The sequence below is a fragment of the Alistipes sp. HGB5 genome (assembly GCF_000183485.2).
Taxonomy (GTDB): Bacteria; Bacteroidota; Bacteroidia; order Bacteroidales; family Rikenellaceae; genus Alistipes; species Alistipes finegoldii.
Genome location: NZ_AENZ01000076.1, coordinates 86,483 through 104,430, shown reverse-complemented (window position 1 = coordinate 104,430; position 17,948 = coordinate 86,483). Strand labels below are relative to the sequence as shown.

Genomic DNA, 17,948 nt, shown 5'->3' with positions numbered 1-17,948 from the left:
GATTCATATCCCTATCTTCTCATCCCTCCGCCATGCGTCTGTTCCTCTGCCGGAAGTTCGGGCGTCCGGGTGCGCTGCACGTTTTCTGTCTCCGGCGTTCGGAAGACACCCGCATTGTTGCCGATGAGCATCATGCCGAGGAATGCGCCGGCAATCTTGCCCAGCCAGCCGAAGCGTCCGAATATGAGGAACGCCGCCGCAACCAGCCCGGCAATACTCAGCCCCGACACGTTGCCGCTGCCGAGGTTACGGAAAAAGTTGCCGAACATATCAAGGCCTCCGCCACCGGAGGCTTGGCGCAAAAAGTTCGACACACCGTTCAGCTTGTTGTCGATGCCGGTTACCGCACCGCTGACCGAACTGACGGCTTCCCCGGCCTTGCCCGTCAGTTCACGCACTCCGTCCGCCGTCTCCGCGAGGGTATTCGTTGCCGGTTCGCCGATGACCGCATCGCTCACGATACGCACCACGCTTTTGTCGGTGGTCAGCTTCTCCCAGCCCACATAACCGACCGCACCGCCGATGGTCGCCGTCTTGACGGCCTGACCCGCGCCACGCAAGGTCTGCGAAGGGTGCAGCACTGCCTTACCCATACTTTTGCCGGTAGTCGCTGTAGCCGTACCGACACCTTTCATGGCCTTGCCGCCATATTTCAATAGTGTACTCCAAACGCCCATACGTTGTCTGTTTTTAAGGTCTTACATTTCTTCCTATCTGCCGCCAGCGTCTTTTGGCGGCTTCCACGATATCCCGTTTGTCGGCTGCCGGGCGTGCCCCCTCGTCGATTTCACGCCAGATGTCGCCCATCGTCGTGTATTTCACCGCCTTGGTCAGCCGTTGCAGTTTCTTGTTCATCATCTTGAGCTTCGGACGGATGCCAAATACGATTTCCATGCGCTCCTTCTCCGTCATTTTGTTGTCTGACAGGCACGCCATGCGGATGTCATTCACAATCTCCACGCTGTTCATAATCAGTTCCCGGTAAATGCGGTTCCGTTGCGTGGAGAGAGCAACGGCCAGCGCGTTGGGACTATTGCGGCTTACCTGTCTGGTAAAGTCTCCCATATTGTCCGTCAGCCTTGATATTTCGTGGTAAAAACCGTATATCTGCGCTGCGTAGCAGATTATCGACCGGAAAGAGTCCAAATAGTTGTTGAACTCCCGTTGCAGGTCGGTCGTGGCTTTCACTTCCTCTTTCGTCCACAGGTGTCCGGTGGTCTGTATCAGCATGACCTTCTCCTGGTTCTTCAGCTCCTTTTCCGCCTTGTCGGTATAGAGCAGGATCATCCCGGCAAGCACGGGGTCGTTCTGTGCCCGAACCTTGCCGATACCGATGCACAGCAATAAGATGCCTATCCAAATCGTCCGTTTCATCATTCACCTGATTTTATCGTGCAAGGACGGCAGCCCTGCGCCAACGGGACATGGCCATCCGTGCCGCCTCTCCGTTGTTGCGGTCGAGCATCCCGGCCGTCACGTTGTTCCACACGTCATTGAGGGTATAGTACCGTATGCTCAGGTAGAGCAGGTGCAGCTTCCGGCTGAAAACCGAAAGTTTGTCGTTCAACGCCCACAAGGTCTTGCTGCGTTCCGCACCCGTGAGCATATTCTCTTTGCCGCCCTTGGCCACTGCGTCATTCAGGAGCGTGAAGACCGATACCAGTTCCGTTGCCGTCTCGATATACAGATTGTTCATGCTCATGGAGGCGATGATGCCCTGCGGGTTGTTTCGGATGGCGTTGCCCAATTTCCCTAACGTGAGAAAGATTCTCACGCCGTCGTTGTAGAGATGGGTGCAGGCTTTCAGCGATGAAGCGTAGCCGCTTACCGTCTTGAGATAACTGTTGTACTGCTTCTCCCATTTGTGGATGCGGTTAAACTCGGCGGCGATGCTGTTCTGCAGCATAGCTGTCTTCGTCTGACCATTTATCTGTTTCTCTATTTGGTCATTGATAACCTCGTTGCCCTCGGCCAACGCCATCCATTCCAACGGATTGGACGCCGTGATTTGGGCTTTTGCCCAGTGTGGCATCAGGCAGAGGGCAAAAATGACCAGACTAATGATTCGTGATTTCATATATTCCCTTTTTTCGTTTGTTATACTCGACCCGTTCCCGGATAAGCGTTACCACATCGAAGTTGTGTCTGATGCCTACCAAATCAAGCCGGGGTGTATTCCTGTCCATCGAGAAGATGCGTACCGTCTTTAGGCCGCAAAGCTGCTGCATGAGGCTTTGGTGTTCCACAAAGTCCACGATACGATATTGTTCCATGTAGTCCGTCTTCCGGGACAGCACCCCATGCCTGCTGATAAGCTGCTCGCTACCGATGTGGTAGCGTGTCCGGCGCAGATAGATGAAACGGTACAGCAATGCCAAAGAAAGCAATGCGGCAACCGATACGGCAAGAGCTGTCAGAGGCAGTCCCTCCATGCCACCGTACACCCATGCTGCACAGCACAATACGATTGCGGGCAGCTCGTCGATGACGAACTGTCCGGCGTGCGGTTGCAGCACGATGCTTTGGAAATGTCCTGTGGGTGCATCGGTCATCATCGGCGAAAGTGTGTTTGTTGTTCCTCTTCCGGTGACTGTTCTCTCGCCTGTGTCTCATCGACCGTCTCTTCCTGTTTCTGCCCGGCCAAAAGCTGTTCGTTCCAGTCCTTGTTGGGATAGGTAGGCTGTTCACGGACAAAAGAGGCGTCATTCGCCTTGTCCAGACCGAGGAACTCCCGCAATCCTTCACGGAACTCCTTGTAATTTCCGTTCATGATATCCGTCTGTTCCCGTATGTCGTCCGGATGGCACAGGCCGCTCGAACGCATCGACATGGCTTCTTCCCATGCGGATTCATATTTCCCGTAGCTCGACCGCAAAGCGTCGGGCAGCAGGTCTATGTCTCCTTCATCGAGGTTCTTGCCGTCAGCGACGGAATCCAGATAAGGCTTCCGCTCCGGTGTCTCCTCGATGGTGGAACGGACAGCCCGGTACATCTCCTGTTGCAGGTTCTTGGCAAACTCGATTCCCGCAAGGTCGGTATCGAAACAGATGTGTTGCTTGGCAGGAAGCGAGAGCGTGAGGACACCCCGCATCTGTTCCACCGTCGGGTTACCGCCGGTAGATATGAAGACCGCTTTCCGCAAATCCTTGTCGTTGGCCTGATGAAGCTGGTAATAGGCCATCGCGTCGTATGCACTCTCGAACCAGTAGATATGCTTGGCTTCGGTAAGCGTAGTTTTGGCTGGGCTGGCAATCCATAGCCCTTGGCTCGAATTGCTCCCTTCCGCCTTCCCTTTATAACTGCCGCTGCCATCCATGCGAGGGCGCCCTCGCTCTTCCAGACCGACAACCTGTCCCGTATCTTTCGGAACGGTCAGCGGAAAGGCGAGGTTGGTGTATTTCATGCCGTCCTCACGGTGTTTCGTCGCCAGACAAAAGTTCCGGTGGAAGGCGTATTGCGTGTAAAGGTCGATGCCCCGATGCTTGAAGAACGGATAGAACTTCTTTTGTGTCGCCCGATCCTGCGGATTGAACTGGTGAATGTCGTAATCCGCCATGTCAAACGGCTTCACATCCCGTTTAGGCTGGATAATCCGGGTATCCCGGTCAGCGACGGGATGGTTCAGCAACCGGTTGCAGACAAGGTTTACCAGTCGGTCGGGAGACACACCGGCATGGTATTCCGCGAAAAAATGCGGATGCTCCTTGATAAAGGAAATGATGTTATACGACTTCTGCTGTTGCGGTTTGAAACAACATTTCCCTTGCTGCGTGACAATGAATTTGTCGTTGCGGATGCGCCGCCCCTCGCTGTCCAACCGGACATACGAGGGATAGCGCAGGCCGTCACGCCGGTTCAGGTGATAGCCCGCGTCGATAAGCACGTCCTGAATGTTCAGCCTGCGCAGAAAATCGTCATAAGTCAGTTCGCCCTCTCTCATGGTTTACCTCCCCATTCTCATATCATTGATTTCACGGTTCATCTCTGCCTCGAAACAACGGATGGCCACATCCCTCGGCGTATCGACACCCGGCTTGAAGTACGGGCGTGGCGGACCGCCGAAACACTCGCCGTAGAACTCCGGGGCATGGCAGTGATGGTGGATGCCGTGTGCGACACCCGCCGCGACTACCGTACCTGCGGTGAGGGCGGCAAAGATTTTCGTGCCGAGACCCCGCTGTGCTTCCGGGCGTGTTTTCATGTCCACTTCGCTGAAAATCTTGGAAAAGAGCTTCATCCGGTGATAGTCATCCACAGCAAGGAACTTGTCGTAGTCCCGTTGGGTTATCTCATGGCTGATAGCCTGACCGTCGATAACGGCGGTCATCCTGTATTTCCCCTCGGTCTGTGCCGGTTGAACGGCTATCTGGCTCACTTCGACTTCCCGCCCGTGTTTCTCTTCCCGATACCATCCCTTGTTTTCATTCAAAAACTGGAGGTCACGCCCGTCCACTACCGCACCGATATTTCCCTGTACGGATTCCTCTTGCTGTTGCAGCGAGGTTTTCACTGGCATAAAAGCCTCTTGCTCCTGCCGTTGGCGTTGTTTCAAATCCTGCTGTACTTCGGGATGCAGACCGATAGCGATGCGTTGATCGCTGTTGAGAGCCTCCATCGTCACTTTGTCGGAAAAGTCAGCCCCGATAATGCCGTTCAGCAGTTCCAGACGTTTCTCTACGGGCTGCTCCTCGATGGGTGCGGCAACCAGTGTCCTCACTTCCTCTTCCGTCAGGTCATAGACCATATCGGCTTGGACGCTTTCCGACTGCACGGTCAGCGTCTGCTTTTCCGCATCCACGACAAGACCGTGCGAGGCAAGGCACTCCGCCCATTTCTCGTTGGAGAAATAGACCGGAGAGGCTATAAGCTCCTTGTACGGCCGTGCCGGTTCCTTGCTGCGTGGACGGCTGACCATCGGCGTGATAGCCGCCTGCAAGTCCTGCAGCACATCCCGTTGCTGTACGGGCTGCTCCTGTTGATGCCCCTTGTAATAGAAGCCGTAACCGCCTGATTGCAGTTCGCCGGGCTTCATGCGCCCGTCGGGGCGTTCGGGTACGATGGACGGCCCCGGAAAGAACAGTTGGCCGCCGACCCTGCGAAGGTGGAAGCCCAACTGGTTGCGAGGTGTCCAGCCAAGGAACGGCGGGGGCATTCCCATACGCCCCATGCGCCCGTACTCGCCGATGACGATGCGGTAGCCGTGCAGCCCCATAGCCACACGACCGTTGGCATTGCGGGCATGGACGAAGTTCTTGGGCATATAGAAGTCCTTGCCCACGATGCTCGTCAGCACGTTGTAGGCCTTCTTGTTGGCAGTGTTCGTTCCCCAGTCCGTGAGTGCCAACATCTGACGTTCGGTGATCGGATAGACCAGCAGGGGCGAGTCATGTCCCTGCACGATCAGCCGATACCCTGCATCGTCAAGTGCAACATGGGCTTGAAGCCCGTTGCGCATCAGCATATCGCGCATTTCGGGCTGCAAGTCCATCTGCCGGGGATTGGTATTCGTTCGTATCGCCATAGTCTGATTGTTTTCGTTATGCGTCTCCGCTTTCCATTGCTGCCTCCAACTGTTCGTCCTTGAAGCGGACGAACTCGGCGGCGGATTCGTTGCCGACTGCAAGCCCTTTTTCCTCGCAGTAACGGGCGTATTCCTCCTGCCAGTCGGCGGAGAAATGATTGACGTAATCGAGCCAGCCGTATTCGCCGCTCTGCATCTTCCCGACAAGTACGTCTTCGGGATAATATTCGTTCTGTGCCATAATGTACGGATTGATGTTTTACTTATGGAGAGCTGTCGCACGATTGCGCTCGCCGCTCTTCTTCTGTTCGTTCCACAGCTCTTCGGTGTAGTCTTCCTCCGAAACGTAGTCAAGGTTACCGTCATCGTCCATGACCCAGCAGCCGTAGCACCCGAAGGTGTATTTGTCCCACTCTCGCTTGGGTTGGTTGCGCCATTGCTGCGCGTCGCCCGAACAGATGCGGATGCCGGTCTTGGCATGAAGGTCGATGCCCACTGTGGCAGGCTCGCCGCCCACGACTACCGTCAGCGGCTCGCCGTGCTGCATCCCGTTTACCTCCACCGTACCGAGGCGCATGACCTCGGCCAGCACTTTCAGGTTGCGTGCGATGATGGGCGTGGGGACATACATCACCTGTTTCGTCTCGGCGTCAATCTGTACGAAAGCCTTGCTGCTCCGTCCGTCCGACATTTCCACATCGGCGACAATCGCCTTGCCGTCGAGCAACTGTTTCTGCTGTGCTTCGTCATACCGCTCCAGTGGAGAGGATTTCAGTGCCGGATAGAACACCACATCCACCTGACCGTCGTCCATGCGGATAAAGGCAAAGCGGCTGCGGCTCTCGATTTGCCCGCCATGCTCGTCAGTGACACGCACGGGAAGCACGGGAGAATGCCGGCCGTTGCAGATGTCTTCCAACACACGCATCGGCAAGTCCTCGATCATTTCCCTTGTAAGACCGAATCGTTCCAGTGTCGAAAAGGGTAATTCATCAAATTCAATCTGAACTTTTTTCATACTATATTCATATTATAAAATTGTACTATACAAAGATAGAGACATCTTATTATGACGGACAAAAATACAGCTATATAAATGGTTGTAATATGCTGTTTTTATCTTCATTAGTACAATTATCTAATCAAAATCGTACTAATAGACGCAAAATATCAAACCAATACAAGAAATGACGGTAGTTTGTTTCCGACATGAAAATTCCCGTTATAACTTTGCCGAATGAGAAAAATTCTACTGATAGCAATATCGGGTATTTCATTCTGCACGATGCCCGTTCAGGCGCAGTTCAACACGATTGCCAAGACACCAGAAAGATACAAGGTAGAAGCCTTGCAGGAGGGTATGAAAAAGCCGGAGCCGACACCCGAAAGCATGGCTCCTGCACAGGAGACTTCGACAAAACCTGCCGATGAAAGTAAGAAGTTGTGGATTGACCGTTATCTCAGTGTGTCTTATCCATTGCAGCGCATCAGAATTACATCGCCATACGGCTACCGGAAAGACCCGTTTACCGGGAAGAGGAAGTTTCACGGGGGTATCGACCTGCACGCACGGGGCGAGCAGGTATTGGCCATGATGGAGGGGGTGGTCGTCAAAGTGGGACAAGACAAGACGTCCGGCAAGTATGTGACACTGCGGCACGGAAATTACACCGTCAGCTATTGCCACCTTTCACGGGTGCTGGCCGCCAAGGGTACGGTAGTCCGTCCCCGCGATGCCGTCGGTATTACCGGCTCGACCGGACGAAGTACAGGCGAGCACTTGCACGTCACCTGCAAGCTAAATGGCAAGAATATCAATCCCTCGGTTCTCTTCGATTACATCAAATCCATGCAGCAGGAGTGTGTGTCGGCATTAGCTGGACTGTTATAGGGCTGTTAAGCCAACACCTCATCCAGGTGACTGTAATTCAGAAGTTTGATTTCTCCAGCAGTATTTTCGAGTGTACCCGCATAGGCCACCGCCTTACCCAGTATGGTTTCTTTGACCCAGCCGTCCATTTGTTTCAACGCCTTCTCGAAGTCCGCATGGTAGGTCATCGCCGACTTGATTTCAATACCGTATAGCCCCGAATGTTTTTTCAACAGCAAATCGACCTCGTTCTGGTTCGAATCCCTGTAAAAATAGAGGTTGCTTTCCTTGCCTTGGTTATACCGCCGCTTCAAGGCTTCCGTTACGATGAAGTTCTCGAACAACGCCCCACGCATCTTGTCCCGTGCAAGCTGTTCCGGCGATTCGATGCCGAGCAGGTGACAGGCAAGCCCTGTATCCGTAAAATAGAGCTTGGGAGTTTTAGTCAGCCGTTTGCGTGTGTTCTCGAAATAGGGAGGTAGCAGGAAAACAATATAAGATGCCTGTAAGACGGACAGCCATGCCGTAACGGTATGTGAACTGACACCGATTTCGTTGGCCAGTTCAGAGGCTTTGAACAGCGATCCGATACGTCCGGCGCAAAGCCTGATGAATGTGTGGAACTGCATCATGTCCTTGATTTGTAGCAGGTCGCGCACGTCCTTGTCCAGATAGGTTTTCATGTACGCCGGATAAAGAAATTTGGGTATGTTACGGCCCGAATAAATGGCAGGGTAAAACCCGTTAAACAGCAGGTTGTCAAGAGGCGTATCGGTGATCTGCTCCCGTATTTCGGAGTATGACAGGGGGAGCAACTCGAAAACGGCGGTACGTCCTGCCAAAGACTGTGTAACCTTTTTCAGCATGGCAAACTGCGAACTGCCCGAAAGGATAAACCGCCGGTCGGCATCATTGTCCACCATACCCTGAATATACGACAGCAGGTTCGGAGCGTTGTGTACCTCGTCAAGAATCATGCCCTCCGTGTGCTGGTTCAGAAAAGCGACCGGGTCGTTTTCGGCGAAACTCCGGACATCAAGATTTTCCAACGAGTAATACGGTAGGTATGAGAACAAGTTGCGGAGCAGCGTCGTCTTTCCGGACTGGCGCGGTCCTGTTACCGTAATGACTGAAAAATAGCGGTAAGCCTCTTCTATCACGGCGGATAGCTCCCTGTGGATATATTTTGCCTCCATACTGTTTATGCAATTTTGAAATACAACTGCAAAATTACATAAAATACGATACACCGCAAATTTTTCAGGGTATTTTCTCACATCCCAAGCCGTTTTTTCTATCATATACGACTCTTCTTTTTTACAAAATCCTTGCTTTTACCGGCAGGTCATTCTTTACTCTTTTCGTCGGCGAATGTAGGACGAAGCGCATAATCGCCAAGCCGCATTGCATTCGGATGACGAAAACAGACTGTTACACGGTCGGTTTTCTATCCGGGTTTGGCTTATGATGCCACAGCTTCATCCTCTGGCTGCCTCAAAAAGCTGAAAACAAACCTGCACGGCAAACGAAAGCAGGGAAAAAGAAAAATCAGCATGATAGTTCAACCAATTAAAAGTAAACAAGTATGGTAGAAGAAATTAGACAAGACGACAAAGTGATATTATCGAGCGAAGACGGTTTTTCCGTCCCTATGATTTTCAACAACCTTTGTGGAAAGAATTTCATTGGCAAAGAATACAAGGACTATATCAGGCATATAGCCTTTGAGGAAATGGGACTTAAGCCGGGCATCGTGTCCCATTATCGGGACGGTGTTCTATATAAGAACGGCACAATCCCGGAACTTTGAACAGGTAAACCAAAATAGGAACAGCAAAAATCAAAATTTATACAAATATGGAAACAACAACTATTCATCCGGCAGAAGCCTATCTCCGAAACGAGCAGAATTCCACCTCTTTATATGTAAGGATTGCAGGACAACGTAGGCGATTATTCATCAACCGCAATGAAAACGTCATCGGCATTATTGCGCCAAGAAAACGAAAAAGCGGGTACATCTTCACGGATTGGGCAAGCATTGAGAAGATATACTATCCGTCATCCTCTCCCGAAGATGCAGCGGACATAGGAAAGAAACAGGTCTTGAAATACCAGAAACTTGCCCGACTTGCCACGCATACGAATGATTGGCTTCGCAAAATCGCTAATGCCGATTTGGATAAATCCCTCTACGAGAACCGCATCACGACCGGCACACGCATCGACGGCAAGTGTATCGGACTTGCCACCATCGAGAAGTATTGCAGCAGTTGGGATATGGCTCGTTTCAGAACGGCACTGAAGCAAGGCGAAAAGTTTTCCACCGGACGCTTCGACTTTTGTGGCTATGACGGTACGTTATGGTGTGAGCCACGCGAAAATGGAGATATGGCGGCTGGATTCAGCAAAGAATACAGGAATTGTGGCAACGGCTACTATTATCTGCTTATCAACGATGAATACATGATAGGCTATGACATAGACTGAGTTATATGCAAGACCGTATCGGGCAAAGTCTCGGTACGGTTTGTTGTTCCGATCGACCAACGGCCTTTTATAAAATTCCTTTCTCCCTCATATAGCCTTACATCCTGCGGCCAGTTTGCTTCAAGCAGCCTCACGCATTTTGTGTAACACGTTACATAAAGTGCGTGAAGCCCCTTTTTGCAAAAGGACGGACACGGACAGACTTGGCATTACAGGGGGCGGGATAAATCCTGCCCTCTGTAGTCCCAAGACAGTCCATCGGAAAGTCCGTCCCGGCTGGCCGCCTCACTCTTTTATTCATAAATCTTTCCTTTTCTAACGGATTCCCATTAAACCCAAGTCCGCTGCCGTGCGACCTACGGAACAGAATTTTCCGCAAAGGTAACCGGCGGCTCCAATCCTGCCAATGCCGGCATACTGCCGCAAATGACACGTAAAAATCTTCCTCTCCGCTGTCGAGCGTATTTTTCCGGATCAGCCTTGTCCGATTGTTCCCCGCCACCTTCTGAAAGCAGAAAAATCTTCCCGGCGGTCGCAAACAGACCGAACAAAGGGAAATAGTAATCTTGATTCATGAGTATTACAAAAACAATAATAAGTATGGAAATATTAAAAATAGTAATTCCCAAGTGGAATATAGCGGAAATTACTGGCTATGACCCGATGACAACCTTTTGGCAGGACTTCTCTATGGCAGACAAGTTCGGGAATGAAGCCATAGCTGACACATACAGAAAGGTTAAGGCAGAATGGAAAGATAACTACAAGCATTGGACAGAGCTGTGCCTTGTACTTAATCACAAAATTTGGCAATGGCACGAGCGGGACAACCAGAAAGCCACGCTCTATGACCGCCGAATGGCCAGACGAGCTGCAGGAGTATTACTTTCAAATAACGGATTAAAGCAATCGGTAGGACGGTGTGAAGTCTCCCCACTATAAACTCAAAACTATGACCGCTCAAGAAAAGATACAAAAAGTAACGGAAATATCCCAAAGCAAAGGCTGGAGTATAAGTGTGGATGACAAAAATAAATCAAATATTCAGTTCGACTTCCAACGCTATACCAACTATGGGCAGGATTTTAATTTCAGTGCCGAAATGAAATGTGAGGACATTGATACCCTCATTGCTGACATGGAACAATATTTCGAGGGTTTTGACCCGGATTACGAAGCCTATCTATGGATTGGAAATGATGGGCACGGTAAAAATGGCGCACCTTACCACATCAAGGACATTGTATCGGATATGGAGGAAGCGGAAAAACAAATACACGACTTGTTGGAAGCACTTGAGACAGAATTTATCTAATGCGCATGATGATGATTTATAAGACTAATTCCAAAATGAGCTTATTTTGCTGTTATACAACAAATACTAAATGTAGTATATACTAAGGTTAGTAAAGTAGGATATTAGGAAATATCCCATCAGAAATGATAGAATGCACTACATTTAGTCAATCAGTATTTTAGTATAGTAGTAGATGCTATAATACTAAAATATACAAAAGTAGTAAAATAGTATACACTAATAATAGTAAATACTAAAAATAGTATTATCTTTGTATCAGATATAAAGACACGAAATTATGACAAAAATAATCGCAGTTTTGAACCACAAGGGCGGTGTCGGAAAGACAACTACCACCATCAATCTTGCTGCCGCATTGCAGCAGAAGAAAAAGCGTGTACTGCTCATCGACATGGACGGTCAGGCAAACCTCACGGAATCCTGCGGTCTCTCCATCGAAGAGGAACGGACGGTGTACGGAGCGATGAAAGGCGAATATACCTTACCGGTATTCGAGTTGGAAAACGGTCTTTCCGTTGTACCGTCCTGCCTCGATTTGTCGGCGACAGAATCCGAGCTTATCAACGAGCCGGGGCGGGAATTAATACTAAAAGGGCTGATTGCAAAATTGCTTGAAACCCGTAAATTCGACTATATCCTGATTGACTGTCCGCCCTCGCTGGGTTTGCTGACACTGAACGCCCTCACATCGGCGGATTTCCTGATTATCCCGGTACAGGCGCAGTTCCTCGCCATGCGCGGAATGGCAAAGATTACAAATGTGGTCGGGATTGTCAAGGAACGTTTGAACCCAAACCTAAATATCGGCGGCATTGTCATCACCCAGTTTGACAAGCGCAAGACGCTCAACAAAAGTGTGGCGGAACTAATCAGCGAATCGTTCTGCGACAAGGTATTCAAGACCGTCATCCGGGACAATGTATCATTGGCCGAAGCTCCGATAAAAGGCATGAATATCTTTGAGTATAACAAGAACAGCAACGGGGCAAAGGACTACATGGAGTTAGCAAAAGAAGTGTTGAAATTAAAATAAAAACGATATGGGCAAAAGTGATTCATTGAAAAACGGCATGAGAAGCGGACTGGACGGCTTGCTGTCATCCACCGGGAAGTCCACGCAAAAGAAAGAACCTGCACCGGTCAAAACGGAAAAAGAGCCTGCTGTACATTGCAACTTTGTCATAAACAAAAGTATTCATACCCGGATGAAGTACCTCGCCATCGAAAAGAATATGTCTCTACGGGACATCGTGAACGAGGCGATGAAAGAGTATTTGGAAAAGCACGAGAAATAACCGGTACGGCGGTTGTAGTCCCCATCCGATATACCTTTTATAGCATACCGCTATCTTATGGGCACGTCCACAAGGTAGCGTTTTTCCTGTTTATACCCTCCTGGGTGTTCTCCTGTTCTATTACCTCTTATAACCGCATGGTTGTATTACTTTTTTATTTATTCCACTTGCCGCTTGTCCGGCCTCGTTCCTGCCATCGCCGGTTGGTTTTCCAGACGCAAATTTGGACTGCCGCGCTTGATTTCACCGCTTTGAAGTGCATTTCTCGTAAAATTCTTCCTTCCTGCGAAAGAGTAATTTTCCGGAAAAAGCGTTGAAAATAGCTTGTTCGTCAGTCCCTTGAAGCATCTGTAAATCCCAAGCGGTTCAGGCAGAGAAAAGAACCGAAAAAAGGGAAAATAAAAAAATCAAATATCAACCAATTAAATTTTATGATTATGGCAACAACAGCAGTTCAAGCAGTAGAGAAGAACATCACATCGGTAGCATTGGCAGACATTCAGCCGAGTAACTACAACCCACGTAAGAACTTTGACGAGACAAGCCTTGCGGAACTTGCCGAGAGCATCCGTCAGCAGGGAGTGCTTCAGCCTATCGGTGTGCGCCCTATTGCGGACAACCGTTTCGAGATTGTATTCGGAGAACGCAGATACCGTGCTTCCCTCATGGCTGAATTGGCGGAAATTCCGGCTATCGTCATGGAAATTTCAGACGAGACAGCCGAGGAAATGGCGATTACCGAGAACCTGCAGCGTAAGGATGTGACCCCGATTGAGGAAGCCAACGCCTACCAAAAGCTCATAGACAGCGGTCGCCACGATGTACAGTCCTTGACCGTGCAGTTCGGCAAGACGGAGGCATATATCCGTACACGACTTAAATTCGTTTCCTTGATACCCGAAATCGCTTTGCTGTTGGAGCAGGACGAAATCACAATCAGCGTGGCAAGTGAAATCTGCCGTTATGGGGAAGAGATACAGCGTGAGGTGTACGACCAACATCTGAAAGAGGGGGTGCAGTACAATAGTTGGCGAGGCATGAAAGCTTCCGAGGTGGCACAAAGCATCGAACGGCAATACACCGCAGACCTCAATCGCTATTCATTCGACAAAACCCTTTGTCTTTCATGCCCTCACAATACCAATAATATGATGTTGTTCTGTGAGGGTGGTTGCGGAAATTGCGCCAACCGCGCTTGCTTGGTGGAAATGAACACATCGCACCTTACCGAAAAGGCTATGCGGCTCATGGAACAGCACCCTGCCGTTCCCCTCTGCCACGAAAGCTACAATTACAATGAAGCTGTCATCGACCGACTTACCGCTATGGGCTACGAAGTGGAAAGCCTTAAAACCTATGCAACGAAATACCCCGAAAGCCCCCAAGCACCTCAAAAAGAGGATTATGATACCACCGAGGAATACGAGGATGCAGAAAAGGATTACGGGCAGGAATTGAACGGTTACACCGAAAAATGCGAAGCAATCCGCACCCGAAGCGAAGCAGGAGAAATCTCCCTCTATCTCCGTATTGAGAGCAACGACATTACACTGTGCTATGTTGCAAATACCGCTACCACCGTAAACGGTACAGCAACCGAAATGCCGCTTTCACCTATCGAGAAGTTGGAAAAGCAGGACAAACGCAACAAGGAGATTGCCCTCGAAAAGACCGTTGAAGACACCAAAAAGCGGATTTTAGAGGTCGATATGTCAGAGCGCAAATTTGGACAGGACGAGGAGAAAATGGTGTATTTCTTCCTGCTCTCCTCACTCCGCAAAGAGCATTTCAATGAGGTGGGAATTGAAGATAAAGGTTCTTATTACTACCTTACGAGCGAGGACAAAATGCGCATCATCGAGAACCTTACCGCCAAGCAGAAAGCCGTTATCCGCAGGGATTATCTGATTGCCAATTTCAAGGACGCATTCGGTAACAACGCCACAGCCTCCCTGTTGCTTGGCTTCGCCCAAAAGCATATGCCCGAAGAACTTGCCAATATCCAAGACGGATATAATGAAGTGTACGAAAAGCGGCACCAACGCATTAAGGAAAAAAAAGCCGCTTTGCAGGAACAAGCCACGCAGGAAGCGGAACAACCCGATGAACCGCAACCCGAAGCGGAAGCACAGACCGAACCGCAAACGGAAGAAATAGCTGCCTGACAAATGTTGTTGTCATAACGAATAGGGGGGGGGAAATCCGCCCTCTATTCATTTTTGTATGCTCCGGACAAAGGACCCAAGTACCTCTTTTAACTTTCTGACGAACCCGTCACCACCCACCCTTCCTCCATTCATAGCTTTCGTTTCCTCTCTTTTTTACCATTTTCAACTTCCCTTTTATAGCGTTTCCCCAGCTTCATTCCCTGTCAGCCCCGGTTTGGTTTTATCAGATGCAAAGGTCGGCCGTCGCGCTTGATCCGGCGGCTTGAAATGTATTTCCTGCAAATTCTTCCTTCCCTCAGAAAGAGTAATTGGCAGGAAAAGCCTCCCGTATGAAGCTGTACCGACAACCGTTTACCGCATCTATAAAATCCCAAAGCGGTTCCGACAGAAAGGAATCGAACGGAGGGAATAAAAAACAAATCATTAAAATTCAAGATTATGGACAACATCAAGGAAAGCAAGGAGTACCAGCTCGCCAAAGACTGGGAAAGAGCAGTGAACGATTACGGCTTCAATCCCAAACGGTTTGCAGCCGCTATCCCCGAAATGCACCCCACGCTGCAGCAAAGCCTTTACAGGTTGGTAAAGGAGTGTATCGTGGTCATGGCAGACGAGACACGCAATTACGATGACCGCAACCGTGCATCGCACGAAGAAGCGAAGTGTATCATGGAATACCTCAAGGCAAACGGGAGACATATCCCATTAAGATAACAGGCGTATGAAAACGAAAGAACTACAATTTGACGGCAATATCTACATCTGCCGTATCGTGAAATCCAACGAAGGTGAAGAACTACTTATCGGCTCTACCGCTCTGCTCGATGCACTTCATCCGGGCAGTTTCGAGGACGAGAGCGAAGGTTTTGCAAGTAAGGAAGCCGAACAAATATATGACGAGGTTTTCTTTTTCGCCGATGCGAAGACCCTCAAATTACCGGACGATGAACTCATCACGGAATTAAAAGAGGATAACCCCGAATGGTTCAACTAACATAAATCAATAATCATATTAAAAATCAAAGTTATGGATAAAGAGTATGTAATGCACATCGCACAGACCATCAAAGAACAATTACTGTCATTTACCCCCATACCCGTCTTTATGTCGTGGGGAGTCAGCGAATTTGTCGCTACGGTATTCCAAGAATTACCGGCACTGCGGCTGAAAGTAAACGGACGGTTACACGCCGGATATGTCGTTATCGCTCTCAACGGCTCTGATTACTACGAGGTCTATCTACTGAAAGAAGATGATAGCAATGCAAAGTGTGTCAATGAAGAAGTCTGCTTCGACGAACTGGGCGATGTTATCGACCGGGCTATCGAAAGCGGTACAGACAAGGAGGAATACGATAAATTCTGCGACCGGCAACTTGCCGAACTTTTAAGCGGTACACGAGCTTAAATAAGCGAACTACCATATAAATAACACTGCCCCCATTTTCACGCGGGCAGTGTTATTTGTATGAGGTTGGATGCGTCCAAGCCGCAATATCCTATTATAAACTTACTTTTGAAATTCTTGTTCCACTTTTACCGTTACATACATCTGGTTACGGCTTGTGGGATTGTCCGGCTCCGTCATTTCCAATACCCCTGCACCAATCATCGGATTGATATAGACCTCCATAAGATTTTCCCTATCTTTCAATCCTAAATGTTGCAAAATATCAGATAGGGATTGCGGCTCAACACAGAACTCCAAGATTTGCTCTTTTCTCAAATCCTGCTTGCGAGGTTTTCTTGTCGGGTTTTCATCCCTAACTGCAAGGTCAGCACAACATAGTCCGGACGTGTTTCCTCGGCTACAGTAGGAAGCGGCCAACCCAAAGACTGCCAACCGCTCACAATCTTATCCACACCGCTACCGGCTTTCTCGGCACGCCCCAGACACATGAACATCTAAGTGAGTAGATTGGCAGCAAAGCGAGTGCAGGAAACCGGAACGCTAAAAATACCGAATAAGACCCACACGGCACTATAATATGTTGGCATTCTGCCCTGTATATCCCGTATTTTTCGTACCTTTGCGGCACAAAAACGTATGTATATGGAACAACAAGTTATCCCATCGGATTATACACAATATGCAGAGGCAGTAGAGATAATCAAACATGCCATCGAACGCTGCCGGTATAGAAGTGCGGCTGCGGTCAACAAAGAAACTCTCTCGTTGTATTTTGGAATGGGGAAATTCGTGTCTGAAAATTCCCGCATCGGCTGTTGGGGTACTAAAGCATTGCCTACCATATCAAAGCTCCTTCAACGGGAGTTGCCCGGTCTGCACGGCTTTTCTGAATCGGGGTTGAAACGGATGCGCTCATTCTATGAGGAATGGAGGACGTTTTTAATTCGTCCAACAGTGTTGGGCGAATTGGAAAACCATTCGTCGGAAAAGGGTACGGCTTTAATTCATCCAACAGCGTTGGGCGAATTGGATATTGACGAGCATCTACTGCTGCAACTTATCGGGCAACCGGTCAATACCGAATTTACCTGGGACGATTTTGTCAAGATTAGCTTTTCACATCATATTGAAATCCTGACTCGTTCAAAAGACATCGCAGAACGATTGTTCTATATCCATTGTGCCGCTCAAAATGCGTGGTCGCTATCCTCTCTCAAAAATTACTTGAAAGAAGACATCTATTCAAATCGCGGATCTTTGCCGAGCAACTTCCTTCAAGTGCTGCCCGAAGCCATTTATGCCGTAAAAGCGACATTGGCGTTCAAGGATGAGTATATGCTCGAAATGGTTAATCTGGAGAATGTGGGAGAACGCGAACAGGACTGGAACGAAAAGGTCATCGAAAACCAAATCGTAACCAATATCAAGCAGTTCATTCTCCGTTTTGGAAACGACTTCACTTTTATCGACAGTCAGCATCGCCTGATAGTTGCCGGAGAGGAAATGTTTGCTGACCTTGTATTCTTCAACAGAGAACTGAATGCCAGCGTAATCGTGGAATTGAAACGGGGCAAGTTCCGCCCGAATTATCTCGGACAGCTTAGCGGTTATCTGACTGTATATGATATGACCGACAAGAAACCGCACGAGAACCCTTCAATCGGTATTGTCCTATGTCAGGATGCCAACCGCCAATTTGTCGAAATCATGGTGCGCGACTATGATAAGCCTATGGGCGTGGCGACATACCGCACAGCCCAAGAAATGCCGGAAAATTTGCGCAAGACTCTACCGGACATCGACAAATTACAAAATCTGCTGTCGGAAAACGATTCCAAATCGGAAACTGTCAGATGATTCATTTATGTCCGCAAG

General features: G+C 49.4%; 23 protein-coding genes. 12 read left to right on the top strand and 11 right to left on the bottom strand.

The window, feature by feature from the left end; genetic code table 11:
* Positions 1 to 11: 11 nt before the first annotated feature.
* From HMPREF9720_RS13010 to HMPREF9720_RS12975, 8 genes are read right to left on the bottom strand one after another with little or no spacing between them, the layout of a single operon-like run.
* Positions 12 to 677, bottom strand: coding sequence for a hypothetical protein (locus tag HMPREF9720_RS13010; protein ID WP_004320541.1), 666 nt, complete (start codon positions 675 to 677; stop codon positions 12 to 14).
* Positions 678 to 690: 13 nt separating this feature from the next.
* The gene (locus HMPREF9720_RS13005) at positions 691 to 1,374 is read right to left on the bottom strand and encodes a hypothetical protein (RefSeq protein WP_004320540.1); all 684 of its coding nucleotides are present in this window, start codon (positions 1,372 to 1,374) and stop codon (positions 691 to 693) included.
* A 13-nt stretch (positions 1,375 to 1,387) separates the two neighbouring features.
* Positions 1,388 to 2,077, bottom strand: coding sequence for a hypothetical protein (locus tag HMPREF9720_RS13000; RefSeq protein WP_004320537.1), 690 nt, complete (start codon positions 2,075 to 2,077; stop codon positions 1,388 to 1,390).
* Positions 2,058 to 2,555, bottom strand: coding sequence for a PH domain-containing protein (locus HMPREF9720_RS12995; RefSeq protein WP_004320535.1), 498 nt, complete (start codon positions 2,553 to 2,555; stop codon positions 2,058 to 2,060). The genes HMPREF9720_RS13000 and HMPREF9720_RS12995 overlap by 20 nt, the downstream gene beginning before the upstream one ends.
* Positions 2,552 to 3,940, bottom strand: coding sequence for a toprim domain-containing protein (locus HMPREF9720_RS12990; RefSeq protein WP_004320533.1), 1,389 nt, complete (start codon positions 3,938 to 3,940; stop codon positions 2,552 to 2,554). Before HMPREF9720_RS12990 ends, HMPREF9720_RS12995 begins: the two co-directional genes overlap by 4 nt.
* Before the next feature lie 3 nt (positions 3,941 to 3,943).
* A complete protein-coding gene (locus tag HMPREF9720_RS12985; protein ID WP_004320531.1) occupies positions 3,944 to 5,521 on the bottom strand; it encodes a hypothetical protein in 1,578 nt (525 codons plus the stop codon).
* A 16-nt stretch (positions 5,522 to 5,537) separates the two neighbouring features.
* Positions 5,538 to 5,762, bottom strand: a complete 225-nt coding sequence (locus tag HMPREF9720_RS12980) for a hypothetical protein (protein WP_004320530.1) — start codon at positions 5,760 to 5,762, stop codon at positions 5,538 to 5,540.
* Positions 5,763 to 5,780: 18 nt separating this feature from the next.
* Positions 5,781 to 6,539 (bottom strand): DUF4099 domain-containing protein, encoded by a 759-nt coding sequence (locus tag HMPREF9720_RS12975; RefSeq protein ID WP_004320528.1) that lies wholly within the window; start codon positions 6,537 to 6,539, stop codon positions 5,781 to 5,783.
* A gap of 219 nt (positions 6,540 to 6,758) precedes the next feature.
* On the opposite strand from HMPREF9720_RS12975, the gene HMPREF9720_RS12970 reads away from it, so the two are divergent.
* Positions 6,759 to 7,412 carry a M23 family metallopeptidase gene (locus HMPREF9720_RS12970; protein WP_004320525.1) on the top strand — a complete coding sequence of 218 codons (654 nt, stop codon included), beginning with the start codon at positions 6,759 to 6,761 and terminating at the stop codon, positions 7,410 to 7,412.
* 5 nt (positions 7,413 to 7,417) lie between these two features.
* Here HMPREF9720_RS12970 and HMPREF9720_RS12965 read toward each other — a convergent pair whose 3' ends face one another.
* Positions 7,418 to 8,692 carry an ATP-binding protein gene (locus HMPREF9720_RS12965; RefSeq protein WP_004320523.1) on the bottom strand — a complete coding sequence of 425 codons (1,275 nt, stop codon included), beginning with the start codon at positions 8,690 to 8,692 and terminating at the stop codon, positions 7,418 to 7,420.
* 284 nt (positions 8,693 to 8,976) lie between these two features.
* Here HMPREF9720_RS12965 and HMPREF9720_RS12960 point away from each other — a divergent pair, with 284 nt between their 5' ends.
* Entirely contained in the window at positions 8,977 to 9,201 is a 225-nt protein-coding gene (locus HMPREF9720_RS12960) for a DUF7688 family protein (protein ID WP_004320520.1), read from the top strand.
* A 47-nt stretch (positions 9,202 to 9,248) separates the two neighbouring features.
* Entirely contained in the window at positions 9,249 to 9,881 is a 633-nt protein-coding gene (locus HMPREF9720_RS12955) for a hypothetical protein (protein WP_004320516.1), read from the top strand.
* A 356-nt stretch (positions 9,882 to 10,237) separates the two neighbouring features.
* On the opposite strand, the gene HMPREF9720_RS12950 is transcribed toward HMPREF9720_RS12955, so the two are convergent.
* Positions 10,238 to 10,456 carry a hypothetical protein gene (locus tag HMPREF9720_RS12950; protein WP_004320514.1) on the bottom strand — a complete coding sequence of 73 codons (219 nt, stop codon included), beginning with the start codon at positions 10,454 to 10,456 and terminating at the stop codon, positions 10,238 to 10,240.
* A 25-nt stretch (positions 10,457 to 10,481) separates the two neighbouring features.
* Here HMPREF9720_RS12950 and HMPREF9720_RS12945 point away from each other — a divergent pair, with 25 nt between their 5' ends.
* From HMPREF9720_RS12945 to HMPREF9720_RS12910, 8 genes are all read left to right on the top strand, one after another.
* On the top strand, positions 10,482 to 10,823 hold the full coding sequence (locus HMPREF9720_RS12945; protein ID WP_004320512.1) for a hypothetical protein: 342 nt from the start codon (positions 10,482 to 10,484) through the stop codon (positions 10,821 to 10,823).
* Positions 10,824 to 10,833: 10 nt separating this feature from the next.
* A complete protein-coding gene (locus HMPREF9720_RS12940; RefSeq protein ID WP_004320510.1) occupies positions 10,834 to 11,196 on the top strand; it encodes a hypothetical protein in 363 nt (120 codons plus the stop codon).
* A gap of 280 nt (positions 11,197 to 11,476) precedes the next feature.
* A complete protein-coding gene (locus HMPREF9720_RS12935) occupies positions 11,477 to 12,232 on the top strand; it encodes a ParA family protein (protein WP_004320508.1) in 756 nt (251 codons plus the stop codon).
* 7 nt (positions 12,233 to 12,239) lie between these two features.
* On the top strand, positions 12,240 to 12,494 hold the full coding sequence (locus HMPREF9720_RS12930; protein WP_004320506.1) for a hypothetical protein: 255 nt from the start codon (positions 12,240 to 12,242) through the stop codon (positions 12,492 to 12,494).
* Positions 12,495 to 12,931: 437 nt separating this feature from the next.
* Positions 12,932 to 14,659 (top strand): ParB/RepB/Spo0J family partition protein, encoded by a 1,728-nt coding sequence (locus HMPREF9720_RS12925; RefSeq protein WP_004320504.1) that lies wholly within the window; start codon positions 12,932 to 12,934, stop codon positions 14,657 to 14,659.
* Between the two features lie 441 nt (positions 14,660 to 15,100).
* Positions 15,101 to 15,376 carry a hypothetical protein gene (locus tag HMPREF9720_RS12920; protein WP_004320502.1) on the top strand — a complete coding sequence of 92 codons (276 nt, stop codon included), beginning with the start codon at positions 15,101 to 15,103 and terminating at the stop codon, positions 15,374 to 15,376.
* Positions 15,377 to 15,383: 7 nt separating this feature from the next.
* Positions 15,384 to 15,656, top strand: coding sequence for a hypothetical protein (locus HMPREF9720_RS12915; protein ID WP_004320500.1), 273 nt, complete (start codon positions 15,384 to 15,386; stop codon positions 15,654 to 15,656).
* A 33-nt stretch (positions 15,657 to 15,689) separates the two neighbouring features.
* A complete protein-coding gene (locus HMPREF9720_RS12910; RefSeq protein WP_004320499.1) occupies positions 15,690 to 16,070 on the top strand; it encodes a hypothetical protein in 381 nt (126 codons plus the stop codon).
* A 102-nt stretch (positions 16,071 to 16,172) separates the two neighbouring features.
* Here the strand turns inward: HMPREF9720_RS12910 and HMPREF9720_RS15505 are convergent, their stop codons facing one another.
* Complete coding sequence (locus tag HMPREF9720_RS15505) at positions 16,173 to 16,388, bottom strand: Fic family protein (protein WP_008782489.1); 216 nt, start codon at positions 16,386 to 16,388, stop codon at positions 16,173 to 16,175.
* 327 nt (positions 16,389 to 16,715) lie between these two features.
* Between HMPREF9720_RS15505 and HMPREF9720_RS12900 the strand changes: the two genes are divergently transcribed.
* Positions 16,716 to 17,930, top strand: a complete 1,215-nt coding sequence (locus HMPREF9720_RS12900; protein ID WP_039940755.1) for a PDDEXK nuclease domain-containing protein — start codon at positions 16,716 to 16,718, stop codon at positions 17,928 to 17,930.
* Positions 17,931 to 17,948: the final 18 nt, after the last annotated feature.

What these genes read in the sequence shown, in the direction of transcription:
- HMPREF9720_RS13010 (WP_004320541.1), bottom strand. Translation starts at nt 677, where the DNA reads ATGGGCGTTTGGAGTACACTATTGAAATATGGCGGCAAGGCCATGAAA.
- HMPREF9720_RS13005 (WP_004320540.1), bottom strand. Translation starts at nt 1,374, where the DNA reads ATGAAACGGACGATTTGGATAGGCATCTTATTGCTGTGCATCGGTATC.
- HMPREF9720_RS13000 (WP_004320537.1), bottom strand. Translation starts at nt 2,077, where the DNA reads ATGAAATCACGAATCATTAGTCTGGTCATTTTTGCCCTCTGCCTGATG.
- HMPREF9720_RS12995 (WP_004320535.1), bottom strand. Translation starts at nt 2,555, where the DNA reads ATGATGACCGATGCACCCACAGGACATTTCCAAAGCATCGTGCTGCAA.
- HMPREF9720_RS12990 (WP_004320533.1), bottom strand. Translation starts at nt 3,940, where the DNA reads ATGAGAGAGGGCGAACTGACTTATGACGATTTTCTGCGCAGGCTGAAC.
- HMPREF9720_RS12985 (WP_004320531.1), bottom strand. Translation starts at nt 5,521, where the DNA reads ATGGCGATACGAACGAATACCAATCCCCGGCAGATGGACTTGCAGCCC.
- HMPREF9720_RS12980 (WP_004320530.1), bottom strand. Translation starts at nt 5,762, where the DNA reads ATGGCACAGAACGAATATTATCCCGAAGACGTACTTGTCGGGAAGATG.
- HMPREF9720_RS12975 (WP_004320528.1), bottom strand. Translation starts at nt 6,539, where the DNA reads ATGAAAAAAGTTCAGATTGAATTTGATGAATTACCCTTTTCGACACTG.
- HMPREF9720_RS12970 (WP_004320525.1), top strand. Translation starts at nt 6,759, where the DNA reads ATGAGAAAAATTCTACTGATAGCAATATCGGGTATTTCATTCTGCACG.
- HMPREF9720_RS12965 (WP_004320523.1), bottom strand. Translation starts at nt 8,692, where the DNA reads ATGATAGAAAAAACGGCTTGGGATGTGAGAAAATACCCTGAAAAATTT.
- HMPREF9720_RS12960 (WP_004320520.1), top strand. Translation starts at nt 8,977, where the DNA reads ATGGTAGAAGAAATTAGACAAGACGACAAAGTGATATTATCGAGCGAA.
- HMPREF9720_RS12955 (WP_004320516.1), top strand. Translation starts at nt 9,249, where the DNA reads ATGGAAACAACAACTATTCATCCGGCAGAAGCCTATCTCCGAAACGAG.
- HMPREF9720_RS12950 (WP_004320514.1), bottom strand. Translation starts at nt 10,456, where the DNA reads ATGAATCAAGATTACTATTTCCCTTTGTTCGGTCTGTTTGCGACCGCC.
- HMPREF9720_RS12945 (WP_004320512.1), top strand. Translation starts at nt 10,482, where the DNA reads ATGGAAATATTAAAAATAGTAATTCCCAAGTGGAATATAGCGGAAATT.
- HMPREF9720_RS12940 (WP_004320510.1), top strand. Translation starts at nt 10,834, where the DNA reads ATGACCGCTCAAGAAAAGATACAAAAAGTAACGGAAATATCCCAAAGC.
- HMPREF9720_RS12935 (WP_004320508.1), top strand. Translation starts at nt 11,477, where the DNA reads ATGACAAAAATAATCGCAGTTTTGAACCACAAGGGCGGTGTCGGAAAG.
- HMPREF9720_RS12930 (WP_004320506.1), top strand. Translation starts at nt 12,240, where the DNA reads ATGGGCAAAAGTGATTCATTGAAAAACGGCATGAGAAGCGGACTGGAC.
- HMPREF9720_RS12925 (WP_004320504.1), top strand. Translation starts at nt 12,932, where the DNA reads ATGGCAACAACAGCAGTTCAAGCAGTAGAGAAGAACATCACATCGGTA.
- HMPREF9720_RS12920 (WP_004320502.1), top strand. Translation starts at nt 15,101, where the DNA reads ATGGACAACATCAAGGAAAGCAAGGAGTACCAGCTCGCCAAAGACTGG.
- HMPREF9720_RS12915 (WP_004320500.1), top strand. Translation starts at nt 15,384, where the DNA reads ATGAAAACGAAAGAACTACAATTTGACGGCAATATCTACATCTGCCGT.
- HMPREF9720_RS12910 (WP_004320499.1), top strand. Translation starts at nt 15,690, where the DNA reads ATGGATAAAGAGTATGTAATGCACATCGCACAGACCATCAAAGAACAA.
- HMPREF9720_RS12900 (WP_039940755.1), top strand. Translation starts at nt 16,716, where the DNA reads ATGGAACAACAAGTTATCCCATCGGATTATACACAATATGCAGAGGCA.